The organism is Janthinobacterium silvisoli, from assembly GCF_014200725.1.
Taxonomy (GTDB): Bacteria; Pseudomonadota; Gammaproteobacteria; order Burkholderiales; family Burkholderiaceae_D; genus Janthinobacterium.
In genome coordinates, this window is the sequence record NZ_JACHCL010000008.1 from 1 (window position 1) to 16,503 (window position 16,503).

A 16,503-nucleotide genomic window follows, 5' to 3' on the forward strand; every position below is an offset into this window, starting at 1 on the left:
GGGAAAACGTACGTCTTTGCTTGCTCATCAAACACCTCTCCATGGCGAGCATTCTCGCCTAAATCAGTGTCCGGGTACATTAAACCACTACAGTTTTGTATGGACCCGTGCCTCGATGCCCGGACCGCCAGGCACGACCGCGTACAGCGAGTTGCAGCCCTACATCGTATTCTGACTCTGGAGACGCTTCCAATGCAGGTGCGCGATGTCGGCGGCGTCGAAGCAATCATTACTTGGTCGCGCGCGACTCCCCACGTAAACATAGTTAAGAATGGATGTTTGCCAGCTCTGGTTGCGTATCTCGGTGCCCAACCGATGCCCGACCGTGTCCAAAATATGGCTGACGGCCTTTTAGAGCTTCTGCGCAAGGAGAACAAACCTCATAATAAGCGCGTCGCGGTCTGCTATCGCAATGTAGACGGAGTCGTTGAATTTGCTCCGATGCCTGCATTGACTCGCATCGACCATGATGGCGGCAGTCTGACCAATATCACCACCGTTCTGTAAGAACTAAGGATTAGTTATGACAAGTATGGCAGCGGCACGAGAGGTAGTTTCTCGTCAGTTCGAAAACGTCGTTGAAATTGATGACCAAGTAATCCGCGGAGAGAAGCTTCATAAGGATAAAGCCTACGCAATAGCATATTTCGACCTTGCCGACGACATAGTCGAGAGAGCCAACCATTTGCGGGAGTTCCAAGAACGCGTTCTCGGTGAGGATTTCTTTCAGGCTCCAGAGCAACTTCGCTGGAATAACTACCTCTACATCGTGGCCGGACCGAAGTCTGTTAACAGTGGCGGATATCTGAAGGCAAAATCCACTATCGAGGCGGACAAAGACTACGCACGAAAGCGCGTTGTTTCCGAGGTCGAGCTGGTCGAACTGCTCGGCGATTCCAAGCTATTTGAAGCTGAGGAAGTGACCGCCTCTGCGGACATTATGGCAATTTGGGCGGAAAAACTCACAGAGGGGAACCTTGACCTTTTGATGGACTTGCCGACGCCGCGTACCGCAGTTCTCCAAAACATTGGCAAAGGAACTGCAGCACGCAGTGCTAAGCCCAAAAAACCGAAGCCGTTGAGCTCTGTTGACGAAATATTTTCTACATCTCACTTAAAGAAGCTCGAAGTAGCACAGTTCCGCCCAGTCCATAATGGGCACACGTATAGCTTTGGTGCTGTTACGTTGATAGTTGGCGCCAACGGAACAGGGAAGACGTCACTCCTTGAGGCTATTGAGCTTCTTTACTGCGGTCACAATAGGCGTCCTGCATCCCACTCAAGCCCTAGCGTCACCGGGAGTTTTGCTAACCTTGAATCCGGAGAAGTCATAATGCTTAAATCGACTTCTGACAGCAACCGGATTAAGGGGCGCTGTTTGGCATGGTACGGACGTGCCGAACATCAGGCAAAATCCATTGTCGATGCTTTTACTCGGTTCAATTTTCTTGATACGGATGCGGCTTTTCGTTTGTCTAGTGAGTTAGAACCAGGTGACATTTCAAATGACCTCAGCCGTCTTCTAATCGGCGCCGATGCCGCTACTTTGTGGGACTACCTTGGGAAGACCCACCTAGCGCTGGAGACTGAGTGGGAGAAGTCTACTTCTCAGATTGAGCGCCAACTACAGGCAAACGGGTTTTTAGAGCGTGAACTCGAGCAGCTCCGCAATTTGCCTTCAGAAGCTAAATCGCTTTCCACGACCTACCGCGCAGTACTTAAGACTGCAGGATGGCGGGGTACTTCTCAAGTTGGTGAGCAACTAGTTGTTTCTGGCGAACGGGAGCCACTCGAGGCACTGGTTGCTGAGATTGCGTCATTAATTTCTCTTTCATTGCCCCATTGCGAAACCATTGCCCAGATTCGCGGTCGTGCTGGCTCACTTGCGCAAACGGTAAAAACGCTGGAGCCGATTGAAAAGCAACGCAGAGACGCAAACGTCGCGTTATCTACGCTGGAACAGCAATCTAACGGAGTTCGTAAAGAGATTGATGTTCTTGGCAAGTGGCTAGAATTTTGCGGTGCTAAGTTTCCGCAATCGCTACATATTAAAGAGAAGACCAAGCGTGATTTAGAGACTAGCCGTCAACGGCTAGGTGCATTGATTTCGGTCGCGCCACCGGCAATTGACGACAATCTTAAAGATGTATCGTTGGTAGACGTAGAAGTTGGTACAGACCAGGCTATTGAAGCGATGTCAGCGTCGATTCGAAAACTAGAGTCATCTGAACAGCAATTTGGGCAGTGGGAGACTGCGTACGCGAAAGCGTCACAACAGCTAAAGGATGCTGCCAAGGTCCTGACTGAGCATGCTGAGGCTACTGGCAATTGCCCGGTCTGCGGAACAATCCACAGCCCTGAAAGTCTTGCGGAAAAAATTGAGAAAATTACCGAAAGGCAGGCATCGTCTGCACCGTTAAAAGAGCTCCAGGAACAGTTGAATGCAGAGAGATCCCAGCTCTCAAGCGCCCGTCAGCTGGCCGCCGTGATAAAGACACTTCGACAAATATTCATACAGCTGAAGTTAAGTCAGGATACTACTATTGGGAAAATCATCAACAGTTTTCAAGCACTGAAAGACAAAGTAACTGAGTTAGAGTTGGCAGCTGCTGCTGCAGATGAAACTATCCGAAACCTTGCCTCGAAGGGTCTTGTTGAAGCGGACTTTAACTCGTTGAAGTCTGATGTGAAAGCACTCTTTGACGAAGGCCAAGATATTGAGGCTGTCGCTAGCATTGAATCGTGCAGACAGAAAAAAATCGAAGCCGAAACCGTGCTGGAACTTCGGCGCCAGCAGCTTCAGGCCGAGAGCGCGTCGGCTTTGCAAACAGTTCGTTCTGCAATCGAAGCGTTAGGGCAATTATCTCCGTCAGAAGATCTATCTAATGGAAGCGGTACGTACGAATTTTTATTAAAGACATTGGAGAGGCATGAAACAGCACTCAGCAAAGCTGTTGCTATCGGCCTTACCATTAGCCTAGATGATGACTTGCGATTCGTGGACTTACAGGTGACTTTAAGCGCATTGATTTCCGCTTTAGACCAAGCATTACATGCTGCAGTGACGGAGTCGAACACCTCTAATGCCTTGACTGTGAAAACCGCTGAATTAGGAGAAGCTAAAAATCTGCTGGAACAGATTCGTATCGTGAATAAGAATCAAGGTGCGGCATTAGAAATTCTTCGTTCACTTAGGGCAGAAAGCTCGTTGGAAGGGGCTACCTGCGATGCGCTCGATTCCATTCGCGAACAAATCAACGACGTCTTCAGCCGAGTTCACTCGCCAAGTGAATATGAGTACGATGGCTACGGCGATAATATTCTGCGAACTAGGGAAGGACACGTTTCCCGCTCGCTAGAAGAGGTCAGCACGGGCCAGCGCGCAGCATTCGCGCTGTCAATCTTCCTTGCGTTAAATTTGACGGCACAATCTGCGCCGCCGATAGTACTCATTGATGATCCAATTGCGCACATAGATGATTTGAATGCGCTGTCATTCATGGATTATTTGCGCGACTTATCAGTACACTCAAGAAGACAAATCTTCTTTGCGACGGCGGACTCCCGAGTTGCGGCGCTGTTCGAGAAGAAATTTGCGTTTCTCGGTCAGGAGAAATTTCAACGAATCGACCTGGCAAGACGGCTGAGCGAACCATGAATTGTGTTGGAGATCATCTTATGTGCAAGCCGCCACGGCCTTGGCTAGCCAGCTGGCATCGATGCGGCCCAGGCGGCGCGTGCAGACCTCATGCTCAGAATTCAGTATCACTGTGTATGGCAAGCCACTGATTTGATTACCAAATCTGCCCATCAGGAGGTTCGCTGGCGGGGCCGCGTGGGCCTGTTCATAGCTGGCGGGATGCTGTTGCAAAAAGCTCAGAGCCGCTTGCCGCTCATCGATGGCGATGCCGATCACGGCCGTGTGCCGCTGCCTGGCTGCTTGTGCATTTAGCAAGGGTAATTCGGCTACGCAGGGTACGCAATTGCTGGCCCAGAAATTGAGGATCACGGGGCGATGCTTGAAACTGTTCAGGCTGACCTGGCCTTCGCCGTTCAGCCTGGGCAAGTCCAGAGGCAGCGGCGCCGCGCTGGAGACACTGCCGGCCAATCCTAAAATGCAAAGCAAACGCTTCATTCCGACCCCACGGCCGCATCCGTGATGCGGTAATACAAGCCCATGCTGTCATTGGCCAGCACCTTGAACTTGCCCTGCATGATGATGGGTGCGTAGGTGAACTTGACGGCGGTCTTGCTCTTGATTTCCACCACGCCTTCGGGGCCGGCCGGCAGGCAAAACGGGCAACTGGCGGAGGTCACGGTCAGCAGGAAATGTTTTTGTTTCTGCCCAGGTTCCAGCGGCATCATGAAACCCTGGACTTTCACGTCAGTATTGTCGAGGGCGCTGATTTCCGGCGTGTACTGCGGCACCATGCGGCCTTTCCTGGCTTTCACGGTGGTGGCCTTGCCAAGCAAGTTCCACGATACGACGCCGGGAATATCGGTTAAAGGAGCAAAAAACGAGGGAGGCTGCTCGGTGGCGCCTGCCAAGGCAGAGGCGCTGGACGAGATCGACAACAGGGCGCAAGCCGATAAAACGATGATTTTCAACATGGGTGCTCCTTTAGTGGGATCTGGCCAGGGTGGCGGCGATATCGGTACGGTAGGCGCGCGCGGCGGGCAGGGCGGCTGCCAGCAGCCCCACCACCACGGCGATCAAGGGTAGCCAGGCTTCGCCATCGACGATGCGCCAGGTGTGCAGATGCAATTGCTGCGCGCTGCCCAGGCTGGCCGCCAATACCCCCACGCCCAGGTGGCCCAGCAGCCAACCGATCAGCGCACCGGCCAGCGACAGCAGCAAGCCTTGCGCCAGCAGCAGTCTGAGCAGTTTGGCCGGGCTGGCGCCCAGGGTGCGCAAGATCGCCATATCGGTCTTGCGTTCTTCCAGCGCGCCATACAGCGCCACGAACATCGACAAGGCGGCTACCAGCAGCACGCCGCCGGCGATGGCCCGCAGCACATCCATGCCGATGCCCAGCAAATCGAACAGCCGCGCGGCCTCGAATGCCGGTTGCGCCGCCTGCAAGCGTGGCTGGCTATTGACCCAGCGCGGCATGCTGACGGCCGCCAGCGGCGAAGCATATTCGATCAGCACGGCCGTCAGTTCGCGCTCGGCCGCGGGTTTTTGCGCTTCGTCGGGATCGGTTTCATGCACGCGCCACACGGAATCGACGGGCGTCAGTATCAACCTGTCGAGCACGCTGCCAGTCGGCTGCAAGATGCCCACCACCGTGTACGGCGCATGGTCGTGCAGTTCGCCGCCTGCCGTCAAACCGTGCGAGCCGGCAAATTTGGCGCCGATGGTGGCGCCCGTTTCACGGGCCGCCAAAGCGCCAAACACGGCTTGCATCGGGTGCTCGAACAGGTTTCCCTGCGCCAGCTGCGCGTCGTAGTGTTCGGCATAACTGGCGTTCGTGCCAACGATGCGAAATCCATGGAAATTGTCGCCCAGGGCCAGCGGAATCGCCGTCTTGACCATCGGATGCGTGGCCAGCGCCTGCAAGGTTGGGTAGGGAATGTTGCCAGTCGGAATATCGACGTGGTAGACGGAAGACAAGATCAATTGCAGCGGCGAACCCTTGGCGCCCACCACCAGGTCGATGCCTTCGGCGTCGCGCAGCGCGCCTTCTTCCAGCTGGGTGGAAACGGCCAGGATAAAGGTCATCATGGCGATGCCGATCGCCATCAGCAGCAAGTTCAGAGCCGTGCCCAGCGGCTTGTGGCGCAAGGCTTTCCAGGCCAGTGACAGCGCATTCATGCCGCCACCCGCATCGCAGACAAGCGCAACACGCTGGCGTCTGGCAAGGCGGCCAGCACGCGCGCGTCATGGCTGGCGATCAATAGCGAGGCACCGGCCTGTTCCGCCTGGCCGGCCAGCAACTGCACCACGGCCGCGCAAGCTTCGTCGTCGAGGTTGGCGGTCGGTTCGTCGGCCAGTATCAATTTCGGCCGCATCACCACGGCGCGCGCGATGGCTACCCGTTGCCGCTGGCCGCCACTCAATTGATGCGGGTAGGCGGCCAGCTTGTCGCCCAAGCCCAGGGTATCGAGCAAGTCTGCCGCATGGCCGGGATTGGGGCGCTGTCCGCTGGCATACGCGGGCAGCAGCACGTTTTCCAGTACGGACAGGCTGGCCACCAGCGCCAGTTGCTGCGGCAGCAAGCCGATGGCCCGGCCGCGCCAGCCGTCGCGCTGGCGCGGCGTCAGTTGCGACAGTTCCATGCCGGCCACTTCCAGCTTGCCGGCTTGTGGCGTCAGTATGCCTGCCAGCAAATGCAGCAGGGTCGATTTGCCCGAGCCGGATGGACCCAAGAGCAAGCCATGCTGGCCGGCTGGCAAGTGAAAGGCGTCGACGGACAGCACGGCCTTGCCATGTGCATAGCCATAGGTGAGGGAAGCGAGATGGAGCATGAAGCCTCTGGTCTGATCAAAAAAACACTGTTTAAAGAATGCTGCACAAATGCAAGTGAGCTGCATTATAATTTAAAAACGCAATCGACTTGCATTACTGAATGTATCACTCAAGGCGTATCGCTGCCGTGTATCGCTTATCGCTGTTTCAACTTCATCTCTAGGATTTTCCATGACGCAACATCGCAAACTCCCCGTGACCGTCCTGTCCGGTTTTCTCGGCGCGGGCAAGACCACCTTGCTCAATCACATACTGCGCAACCGCGAAGGCAAGCGCGTGGCCGTCATCGTCAACGACATGAGCGAAGTCAATATCGACGCTTCGCTGGTGAAAGAGAGCGCGGATGCGGCCGGCGCGGCCCTCTCGCGCACCGAGGAGAAACTGGTCGAGATGTCGAATGGCTGCATCTGCTGCACCCTGCGCGACGACTTGTTGCTGGAAGTGCGCCGATTAGCGCAGGAAGACCGCTTCGATTACCTCTTGATCGAGTCGACGGGCGTGGGCGAACCGATGCCGGTGGCGGCCACCTTTGATTTCGAAGATGAAAACGGCGATAGCCTGAACGACGTGGCCCGCATCGACTGTATGGTCACCGTGGTCGACTGCGCCAACCTGCTCAATGACTTCGGCAGCGAAGACACGCTTGAGCAGCGTGGTGAAATCGCCGGCGAGGGCGATGACCGCCAGCTGGCCAACTTGCTGACCGAACAGATCGAATTTGCCAATGTAATCGTGCTCAACAAGGTGGACATGGTCGATGCAGCCGAGCGCCTGCGCGTGCTGGGCGTGATCAAGGCCTTGAACCCGGCTGCGCGCGTGATTGAAACCAACCAGTCCGTGGTACCGCTGGACGCCATCATGGGCACCGGCCTGTTCAACCTGGAACAGGCTGCCAGCATGCCGGGCTGGGCGCAGGAACTGGCGGGTGTGCATACGCCAGAGACGCAAGAGTACGGCATCAGCAGCTTTGTGTACCGCTCCAGGGAACCATTCCATGCGCAGCGCCTGCATGACTATATTTCCCAGCCGATAACCGGCGTTGTGCGCAGCAAGGGATATTTCTGGCTGGCCAGCCGTCCGGAATGGGTGGCCAGCCTGTCCGGCGCGGGCAAGCTGATCAATATCGAACCGGTGGGCCTGTGGTGGGCTTCCGTGCCGAAAGAGCGCTGGCCGACCGACGCGGAAACCCTGGCGGAACTGAAGGCGGGCTGGACAGAAACCTATGGCGACCGCTACCAGGAAATCGTTTTCATCGGCCAGGACATGGACCAGGCGGCCATCGAAGCGGACTTGAAGAAATGCCAGCTGAACTTTACCGAAACGCGCAAGGGCATGGCGGCCTGGCGCACATTGCCCGATCCTTTCCCGCAATGGCAGCGTATGGAAGAGCTGGAAGAATAAGGAAATCAGAACGCCTGACAAAACCGTAGCGAGCGGATGTGAGTTGCGACTGAGAAGCGGAGCTGTGCGCATGCACGGGGACGCCGAGTCAGTGAGCATCGGAGGTCGTAAATCGCGACGCGCAGTAGGTTTTGAAAGACGTTCTTAACCATGAACAGGAAGAAGGCATGACAGAATTGATACCGGTCACCATCATCACGGGTTTTCTCGGCAGCGGGAAAACCACTTTACTGAAACGTATCTTGCAAGCCGATCACGGTTACCGCATCGCCGTGATCGAAAACGAGTTTGCCGCCGAAAGCATCGACAATGCGCTGCTGGTGCAAGACCGCGATGAGCAGATCGTGGAAATGAATAATGGTTGCATCTGCTGCAGCGTGCGCGGCGATTTGATCCGCATTCTCGGCGAGCTGCATGGCAAACGCGAGGCGGGCACGCTGGCTTTCGACCATGTGATTATCGAAACGACGGGCCTGGCCGCGCCGGGGCCGGTGGCGCAAACCTTTTTTGCGGAACCGTCGGTCAGCGAGTTTTACATGCTCGACGCCATTTTGACGGTGATCGATGCCCGTCATGCGCAGCAGCAATTGACGGAGCACAAGGAAGCGCAGGAGCAAGTAGGCTTTGCCGACCGCATCCTGCTGTCGAAAACGGACCTGGTCAACAAGGAAGAACTGGCGGCCCTGCGCCGGCGCCTGGTGGCCATCAATTGCCGCGCCAGCATACAGAAGGTGAGCTTCGGCAATGTGCCGCTGCGCGATATCCTCAATATCCGTGGCTTTAACCTGAACGCCATCGTGGAACTGGAGCCGGATTTCCTCGGCGAACTGGGCCATCGGCATGGCGACGGCGTGCAATCGTTCGTGTACCACCAGCCGCAGGCGATGGATTTGATGCAGGTGGAAAATTTCCTCGATGCTGTAGTGCAAGTGTTTGGCACCCAACTGATGCGCTACAAGGGCATCTTGAATATTGCCGGCACGCCATGCCGTGCCGTATTCCAGGGCGTGCACATGCTGATGGGCTCGGAACTGGGCGCACCGTGGCGCGATGATGAAACGCGGGCCAGCAAGATGATTTTTATCGGCCGCAACTTGCCGCAGGATATGCTGATCCGTGGCCTGGACAAGTGCGTGGCCGGCGTCAGTGCCGGCTTGAGCGTTGCGGAGCTGGCATGAGCGTAGAAGCGGGCTTGCCCGCCCTGGCGCTGATCTTTATCCTCGGCATGCGGCACGGCCTGGAACCCGACCACCTGGCCGCCGTCGATGGCCTGACCATGCGCAGCATGCCGACTCATCCGCGCTGGATGCCATGGATGGGCGGCATGTTTGCCCTGGGCCATGGCATTACCGTGCTGGCCATCATCGCTGCGGCTGCCATGGCATCGAGCGAACTGGCGCTGTCTCCCGAGGTATTCGCTGCGCTGGAATGGCTGCCGATCGCCTTGTTATTGATGATCGCCGTGATGAACGGCCGCTCTTTGCTCAGCACGCAAGGTCCGGCCCTGGCCAGCGTGCGCAGCCGCATCTTGCCGCCGTGGCTGCGCGGCGCATCCGGTCCGGTGGCGGGCGTGCTGGTGGGCATGTTGTTTGCGCTGGTGGTCGATACTGCCGTGCAAGCAGCGGCCTGGGGTTATGCGGCCGTGGCTTTGGGCGGCATGGGGCCGGCTTTGATGACTGGCCTGGTATTTACACTGGGCATGGGCGTAACAGATTTGTTCGACGGCTGGGTGACGGCCAAGGTCATGCGCACCGGCAAGGAAGACGTGATGCGCGCCTTCCGCCGTCGCCTGGGCTGGCCCATCGTCGCCATGTGCCTGCTGATGGCAGTCTATCTGGCCGCCAGCAAGCTGCAGCCTGAACTTGCCTTGTCCGAAGCCTGGTATGCGGCCGTGGGCGTAGCGATGGTGCTGGCGATGGCGGGTTTATATGGTTGGACCCTATACGGTTTGCGCCAGGCCAAACTTTAAGCGTAGTGGATATAATGGCTGAAAACTTTTCCGGCCATGAACATGTCCCTGCCTGATATCACTTTCCGTTTGCTGCATCCCGAAGACGCTCCTGCCTTTTTGGCGTTGCGCCTGCACGCCATCGATGATTCCCCCACCTCGTTTTCATCGTCGCGCGAAGATGAATTGGGGCGCAGCATGGCGGTGCATGTGCAGCGCATCGCCAGTCCCTTGCAACTGGGCTATGGGGCGTTCGATGGCGAGGGGAACTTGCTGGGATTTGCGGGCTTGCGCCGCGAACAGATGTCGCAGCTGTCGCACAAGGCGACCTTGTGGGGTGTCTTTGTCGAGCCGGCCTGGCGCGGCAAGAGCCTGGCGCGGCGGCTGGTGGCCGCCTGCATCGCCCATGCGCAGCGCGAGCCAGCCATCTTGCAATTACACTTGAGTGTGAATACGGAAAACAATAATGCCCGGCAATTATATGAATCGCTGGGCTTCAAGCGGTATGGCACGGAACCGCGCTCCATGCGCGTGGGCGAGCTGTATTATGACGAACACCACCTGGTCTTGCTGATCCGATAATCGCCGTCGTCTTATTTGCAGCGGGGGCACAGTCCCTTGATCAGGTAATCGACTTCGCCGCCGCTGAAACCTTCTGGCAAGGCAACGGGGGCGGGCAGCTTGACTTCATTGAAGCAGGTCACGTCGGCGCAGCGCGTGCACTGGAAATGCGCGTGTTCGTGCGCCTGGTGGCCGGCGCCAGCGCTGAAGCGCCAGACCTGGTCGGCGCCCGCGATGCGGTGCACCAGCTCGTTTTCAGTCAGCCATTCCAGCACGCGGTAGAGGGTGACGGAATCGATATCGCTGTCTTGCGACAACGCTTGCTGGATTTCATGGTGGGTTTGCGAACGGTTGTGCGACAGCAGATAGTCGAGCACTTTCACGCGTGTCTTGGTGACGCGGGCGTTGGTGCTGCGTATCAGCGATTCGGCTTGCGGGGTAGAAGAAGATGTCAACATAATATGGCCTGCATGTGCACGACAAGTCTTGCGGCGCGATCGCCGTGACTTTGTCACGCTCTTTGCCGTATCTTAACATGTGTACTCAGGGCCTGAACATCCAATAGCGCCCGGCAGGGGTATCGACGGGGGCGAGGAAGCGCTGGTCGGCCCGCACCTGGTTGTGGATCAGGTAAAACATGTCGGACAGGGCCGAGCGTTTTTCAGCGAAATACATGTGTTTCACGAAGCCTGTGTCGACCGCAGTGGCATCGATGGTTTCTACACCTGCCACGATCTGCATGCCGGGCCCGCTGTCGCCCGCGCGCGCATAGCCGTGCACGGCTTTCGAGGCGGCCAGCGCCAAGTCGTCCGAGGACGCATACAGGGTGACGGGATTGCGGGCCTTGGCCAGTTGCGGTGCGATATCGTTCTTGAATATGGCCGCATCGATATCGGGTGCGGCGAGGATGATCTCCGTAATTTTTTGCGCCAGCAGCGGCTGGGTGGCCATCAATGCCGCGAGGGCGCGCGCCAGCCCCCGGCTGCCCATGCTGTGGGCGATCAGATAGACATTCTGCGCGGCCGTCTTGTCGAGAAACTCGCTTAAAAAGCCCAGAATATGGGGCGTGCTCCATTCGATATTGTTTTCATCGATGGTGTAGCCAGACAAGTCTCCCTGCGACGGCCAGCTGTAAAATACAGGTGCCCCATCGAAACCGAGGTCGTAAGCCATCTGCCCCGTGCGCCGCGCCGCATCTTCAAACGTGACGTTGTAGCCATGGATAAATAAAAAGGCGTTCTTGCCGGCCGAGGCGGCGACCTGCGCACCCAGGGCCGCATAGAAAGTATCGGCGTCTTGCACATCGGCTGTCAGCAGCACCACGTGCTTGGCTGGATCGTCGCGAAACTCCAGCCGCCACAGCGACGGCGATTCGAGCTGGCCCATGCGGTGGTCGCGCGGGATGCTGATATCGCAATAGCCATAGCTGAGCGTGTCCTGCTCTGCGCTGGGGGCGTTGCGGGCGCCGCTGAAACGCTGGGCCGGTGGCTTGCCCAGGTCGCGCTGGCGGTCCGTGGCGAAATACGTCTTGATGACGGCATAGTTCGAGACCACGCCACTTTTCTGATCTGCTTCGTTTGCCTCGGCTGTCACGGTAGTGGAGGGCAGGTGTGACTGATCGAGCAAGCCTTGCGCAGCAAACAGGCTAGCCATATCATCGGCCACCCTGGCAGCCGACAAGGTTTGCGCCAGCGCCAGGCGCAAGGGTTCGCAGGCAGAGTCCGCTTCCAGCGCCGTGATGGCCGCCAGGATGGCTGCGGCGCTATCGAACTGGCCGATGGCCGTTTTGAGCTGCTGGTAATAGCGGGCAACAGGCTCGGGCGCGTGGTCGGGCGCGCCTTGCCCGATGGCGGCCACGACGGCGGAAGTGATCAGGTCCATCTGCGCCACCTTATGCATGTTAGCTATATTGTCATAAGATCACGCTCCAGGCGGCTTGTCCAGCGGCGCGTGCGCTGCTGGCGGAACTGTATCAATATTGCCGCTCGTCGCCAGCCTGCTGCGCCAGCGATTGCAGCGGCGCCGTTTCCAGGCTGCCACGGTTGACATGGGCGGGGATGGCCACACGCACGGGCTTGCTGTGCATATTGCCGGATGACAAGACGTTCGTCGTGATGTCCGGCGCGGCATTCCACACGGGATCGTCCATGCCTTCGAATACGCGCTTCAGCTGTTCACCCCAGGTATCGCGGATCATGCGGAAATACTGGTTCTTTTCATCGATGGTCACGAAGCGCGTGACGGCCAGGCGGTCTGCTTCATACACCAGCAAATCGAGTGGCAAGCCGACGGAAATGTTGGAACGCAAGGTGGAATCCATGGAGATCAGCGCGCATTTCGCCGCTTCGTCCAGGCCGGTAGCAGGGTTGATCACCCGGTCGAGGATAGGCTTGCCGTATTTGGCTTCGCCGATCTGGAAATAGGTGTTTTCATCGTGCGATTCGATGAAGTTGCCTGCTGCATACACCTGGAACAAGCGGCAGCGCTCTGCACCGATCTGGCCGCCCAGGATGATGCTGACATTAAAGTCGATGCCAGAGTCGGCCAGGGCCTTCGCTTCGCGCTGGTGCACGGCGCGCACGGCGTCGCCGACGATGCGGGCCGCTTCGTACATGCTGGTGACGTTCCAGATGCTGCGTCCATCGGCATCGACGTGTTCGGCCACGATCTGGCGTATCGCCTGCGAAATCGACAGATTGCCGGCAGTCATCATGACCAGCATGCGGTCGCCGGGATTTTCAAATACGCTCATCTTGCGGAAGGTGCCCACCTGGTCCACGCCCGCGTTGGTGCGCGAGTCGGACAGGAAAACCAGGCCTTCATTTAACCGTAATCCTACGCAATAGGTCATCGTAATGCTTGTAAAAAGATTCAAAGGGGGATGATTCTACACCAGGCTGGCGGCCCGCTAACGGGTCGAAATCTTGACCTCCACATTCAGCGTTTCCTGGCCGCCACCCTGGCGCACGCCGCGCACGGGGGCGGCCGAGTCGTAGTCGCGGCCGATGGCCAGGCGGCAATAGGCGTCCGTCATCAGCCGCGCATGGGTCACGTCGATGCTGACCCAGCCCGCGAAATCGCTGTCCACGGCCCAGGCGTCGACCCAGGCGTGGCTGGCTGCGTGGCCGCTTGTTTCCGGATCGATATAGCCGGAAACATAACGGGCAGGGATGCCCCAGGCGTGGCAGCATGCCAGGAACAGATGGGCGTGATCCTGGCACACGCCGCGCCCAAGCGCCAGGGCGTCGTCGGCAGTGGTGCTGACCATGGTGGCGCCGCTTTCATAGGCGACTTTAGCGGCGATGTTTTCGGCCAGGCGCAGCAAATGTTGCGTGTTGGCCGCCGTGTTGCGGTCGGGCAGGCTGGTCGCGGCCAGCGCCACAATGGCTGGCCCCGGTGCGGTCAGCCGGGTCGGCGTGGTAAACAACAGCGGCGACAGGGTGTCCTCCAGGTTCAGCCGGCCCTGGTACGGATAAATGGTTTCCACCACGCCCTGGGCCACCAGGCTCAGGCTTTGATGCTGGCCATTGATGGTGAGCATATGCGACAAATTGCCATACGCATCCGTATAGGCGTGGCATTGCCCTGGCGTCGACAATTGCCAGGACAGCGCGCGCTGCTGCGGCTCTATACGCGGCGTCAGGTGCAACTGCTGGATGGTGTGGGCCAGCGGCGTACTATAGGCGTACCGGGTTTCGTGGCGGATGGTGATTTGCATCAGGCCGCCAGGGGAACGAGAAAGTTGCGGCTGACACGGTTGCCCAGTTCATAAATGCTTTCCAGGAATTCGGTCAGGGTCTGGTGCAAGCCAGCTTTCATGATGTCGTCGATATGGCCGAATTTCAGCTGCGCGTGCAATTTGCCGGCAAACCGTTCTGTATCGGCCGAGACATCGTTGCGCAGTTGACGCAGATTGTCGACCACGTCTTCCATGCAGGCCAGTAATGACCTGGGCATGTCGCCGCGCAGCATCAGCAATTCGGCCACGCGCTCGGGCGTGATGACGTCGCGGTAGACTTTGCGGTAGATTTCAAAGCCGGAGACGGAACGCAGCAGGGCCGCCCAGTAATAAAAATCGCGCTGCGTCACATCTTTGGCAGCATCCTTGGCGCCGTGGAACTTCACGTCGAGGATGCGCGCCGTATTGTCGGCCCGCTCCAGAAAGGTGCCCAGGCGGATGAAGTGGATCGCTTCATCTTTCAGCATGGTGCCCAGGGTGACGCCGCGCGACAGGTGCGAGCGGTATTTCACCCATTCGAAAAACTGGCTGGGATCGGTTTCCAGCAGCTTGCTGTTCAAGCGTTTTTGCATGTCCAGCCAGGTGGCGTTCTGGATTTCCCATACTTCCGTGGTCAGGGTGCCGCGCACGGCGCGTGCGTTTTCTCGGGCGGCCGTCAGGCATGCCATGATGGACGATGGGTTATTTGGATCGCGCACCATGAAATCGAGTACGTCCTGCGTCTGGAATTTGCCACCTGATCGGCCATATTTCTCGTCGTACGCGCTTTGCAGCTCGGAAATGCCCAGGGTGGCGCGCCAGCCTTGCTCGGCGTCGGCCTCGGATTGGGGCAGCATGGCTGTCTGCATATTAACGTCCAGCATGCGGGCTGTGTTTTCGGCACGCTCGGTGTAGCGCGCCATCCAGAATAAATGATCGGCGGTTCTGCTCAGCATTATTATTCACCTCCAAAAGCCATCGCCTGTTCCAGTATCCAGGTATCCTTGGTGCCGCCGCCCTGCGAGGAATTGACCACCAGCGAGCCTTCGCCCAGCGCCACCCGCGTCAAGCCGCCGGGCACCATGGAAATCGTCTTGCCGGAAAGCACAAACGGCCGCAAATCGATATGCCGTGGCGCGATGCCGTTTTCAACGTAGGTGGGGCAGGCGGACAGGGCCAGGGTAGGCTGGGCGATATAGCCGCCCGGATTGGCCAGCAGGCGCTGGCGGAAGTCCTCGATCTGCGCCTTGCTGGAAGCAGGCCCCACCAGCATGCCGTAGCCGCCCGCGCCATGCACTTCCTTGACGACCAGTTGGGGCAGATTGGCCAGCACGTACGACAGGTCGGCCGGTTTGCGGCACTGGTAGGTAGGCACGTTGTTCAATATCGGCTCTTCCGACAGGTAAAACTTGATCATGTCGGGCACGTAGGGGTAAATCGACTTGTCATCGGCCACGCCGGTGCCGATGGCGTTGGCCAGGGTCACCCTGCCTGCGCGGTAGACCGACAGCAAGCCAGGCACACCGAGCGAAGAATCGGCGCGAAAGGCCAGCGGATCGAGGAAATCGTCGTCGACCCTGCGGTAAATCACGTCCACCCGTTTCGGCCCGCGCGTGGTGCGCATGTAGACGGCATTGTCGTTGACAAACAAATCCTTGCCTTCGACCAATTCCACGCCCATTTGCTGGGCCAGAAAGGCGTGCTCGAAATAGGCCGAGTTGTACATGCCCGGCGTCATCACGACCACCGTCGGATCATTGACGCCGATGGGCGCGACCGAGCGCAAGTTGTCGAGCAGCATGTCCGGGTAGTGGTCGACGGGCGCGATCTTGTTGCGTGCAAACAGGTCGGGAAACAGCCGCATCATCATCTTGCGGTCTTCCAGCATATAGGACACGCCGGACGGCACGCGCAGATTATCTTCCAGCACATAAAATTCGCCTTGGCCGGCCCGCACGATATCGACGCCCGCAATATGCGCATAAATGTCGGAGGCCACGTCTATGCCTTGCATTTCAGGCCGGTACTGGGCATTGCGATAGATTTGCTCGGCAGGAATGATGCCCGTCTTGATGATGTTTTGCTCGTGATAAATATCATGCAAAAACATGTTCAAGGCTTGTACGCGCTGCGCCAGGCCGCGCTGCATCTGCGCCCATTCGGTGGCCGGAATGATGCGCGGGATGGTGTCGAAAGGAATCAATCGTTCCGTGCCGGCATCATCGCCATACACGGCAAAGGTGATGCCCACGCGGCGGAACAGCAAGTCGGCTTCGGCCCGCTTGCGGGCAATGGTGTCAGGGGATTGCTGTTGCAGCCAGTGGCTGAATTCACGGTAGTGTTCGCGTACCTTGCCATCCGTACCCACTTCATCCGCAGTCATTTCATTGAAAAAATTTGCCATGT

General features: G+C 58.1%; 16 protein-coding genes. 6 read left to right on the forward strand and 10 right to left on the reverse strand.

The window, feature by feature from the left end:
* Both HDE75_RS26615 and HDE75_RS23950 read left to right on the forward strand, forming a co-directional pair.
* On the forward strand, window positions 1–507 hold a 507-nt coding region (locus tag HDE75_RS26615; RefSeq protein ID WP_221291987.1), incomplete at its 5' end, for a hypothetical protein.
* Window positions 508–523: 16 nt separating this feature from the next.
* Window positions 524–3,658: an AAA family ATPase gene (locus tag HDE75_RS23950; RefSeq protein ID WP_183682083.1), complete on the forward strand. Its 3,135-nt coding sequence runs from the start codon at window positions 524–526 to the stop codon at window positions 3,656–3,658.
* Window positions 3,659–3,676: 18 nt separating this feature from the next.
* Here the strand turns inward: HDE75_RS23950 and HDE75_RS23955 are convergent, their stop codons facing one another.
* From HDE75_RS23955 to HDE75_RS23970, 4 genes are read right to left on the reverse strand one after another with little or no spacing between them, the layout of a single operon-like run.
* A complete protein-coding gene (locus HDE75_RS23955; protein ID WP_183682080.1) occupies window positions 3,677–4,135 on the reverse strand; it encodes a TlpA family protein disulfide reductase in 459 nt (152 codons plus the stop codon).
* Entirely contained in the window at window positions 4,132–4,611 is a 480-nt protein-coding gene (locus tag HDE75_RS23960) for a DUF3299 domain-containing protein (RefSeq protein ID WP_183682078.1), read from the reverse strand. Before HDE75_RS23960 ends, HDE75_RS23955 begins: the two co-directional genes overlap by 4 nt.
* 10 nt (window positions 4,612–4,621) lie before the next feature.
* The gene (locus HDE75_RS23965; protein ID WP_183682076.1) at window positions 4,622–5,815 is read right to left on the reverse strand and encodes an ABC transporter permease; all 1,194 of its coding nucleotides are present in this window, start codon (window positions 5,813–5,815) and stop codon (window positions 4,622–4,624) included.
* Window positions 5,812–6,468 carry an ABC transporter ATP-binding protein gene (locus tag HDE75_RS23970; protein ID WP_183682073.1) on the reverse strand — a complete coding sequence of 219 codons (657 nt, stop codon included), beginning with the start codon at window positions 6,466–6,468 and terminating at the stop codon, window positions 5,812–5,814. Before HDE75_RS23970 ends, HDE75_RS23965 begins: the two co-directional genes overlap by 4 nt.
* Window positions 6,469–6,640: 172 nt before the next feature.
* Here HDE75_RS23970 and zigA point away from each other — a divergent pair, with 172 nt between their 5' ends.
* The 4 genes from zigA (at window position 6,641) to HDE75_RS23990 (ending at window position 10,400) form a co-directional block, all read left to right on the forward strand.
* Window positions 6,641–7,870 carry a zinc metallochaperone GTPase ZigA gene (gene zigA / locus HDE75_RS23975; protein ID WP_183682070.1) on the forward strand — a complete coding sequence of 410 codons (1,230 nt, stop codon included), beginning with the start codon at window positions 6,641–6,643 and terminating at the stop codon, window positions 7,868–7,870.
* A gap of 167 nt (window positions 7,871–8,037) precedes the next feature.
* Entirely contained in the window at window positions 8,038–9,048 is a 1,011-nt protein-coding gene (locus HDE75_RS23980) for a CobW family GTP-binding protein (protein ID WP_183682067.1), read from the forward strand.
* Window positions 9,045–9,839, forward strand: a complete 795-nt coding sequence (locus HDE75_RS23985) for a hypothetical protein (protein ID WP_183682064.1) — start codon at window positions 9,045–9,047, stop codon at window positions 9,837–9,839. Before HDE75_RS23980 ends, HDE75_RS23985 begins: the two co-directional genes overlap by 4 nt.
* Before the next feature lie 42 nt (window positions 9,840–9,881).
* On the forward strand, window positions 9,882–10,400 hold the full coding sequence (locus HDE75_RS23990) for a GNAT family N-acetyltransferase (protein ID WP_183682062.1): 519 nt from the start codon (window positions 9,882–9,884) through the stop codon (window positions 10,398–10,400).
* Between the two features lie 11 nt (window positions 10,401–10,411).
* On the opposite strand, the gene HDE75_RS23995 is transcribed toward HDE75_RS23990, so the two are convergent.
* From HDE75_RS23995 to HDE75_RS24020, 6 genes are all read right to left on the reverse strand, one after another.
* Complete coding sequence (locus HDE75_RS23995) at window positions 10,412–10,837, reverse strand: Fur family transcriptional regulator (RefSeq protein ID WP_183682059.1); 426 nt, start codon at window positions 10,835–10,837, stop codon at window positions 10,412–10,414.
* A gap of 85 nt (window positions 10,838–10,922) precedes the next feature.
* On the reverse strand, window positions 10,923–12,260 hold the full coding sequence (locus tag HDE75_RS24000; protein ID WP_183682056.1) for an alpha/beta hydrolase: 1,338 nt from the start codon (window positions 12,258–12,260) through the stop codon (window positions 10,923–10,925).
* A gap of 91 nt (window positions 12,261–12,351) precedes the next feature.
* A complete protein-coding gene (locus tag HDE75_RS24005; protein WP_183682053.1) occupies window positions 12,352–13,230 on the reverse strand; it encodes a proteasome-type protease in 879 nt (292 codons plus the stop codon).
* A 57-nt stretch (window positions 13,231–13,287) separates the two neighbouring features.
* The gene (locus HDE75_RS24010; RefSeq protein ID WP_183682050.1) at window positions 13,288–14,097 is read right to left on the reverse strand and encodes a transglutaminase family protein; all 810 of its coding nucleotides are present in this window, start codon (window positions 14,095–14,097) and stop codon (window positions 13,288–13,290) included.
* On the reverse strand, window positions 14,097–15,053 hold the full coding sequence (locus tag HDE75_RS24015) for an alpha-E domain-containing protein (RefSeq protein WP_183682047.1): 957 nt from the start codon (window positions 15,051–15,053) through the stop codon (window positions 14,097–14,099). The genes HDE75_RS24010 and HDE75_RS24015 overlap by 1 nt, the downstream gene beginning before the upstream one ends.
* Before the next feature lie 2 nt (window positions 15,054–15,055).
* Window positions 15,056–16,501: a circularly permuted type 2 ATP-grasp protein gene (locus HDE75_RS24020; RefSeq protein WP_183682045.1), complete on the reverse strand. Its 1,446-nt coding sequence runs from the start codon at window positions 16,499–16,501 to the stop codon at window positions 15,056–15,058.
* Between the last annotated feature and the right edge of the window lie 2 nt (window positions 16,502–16,503).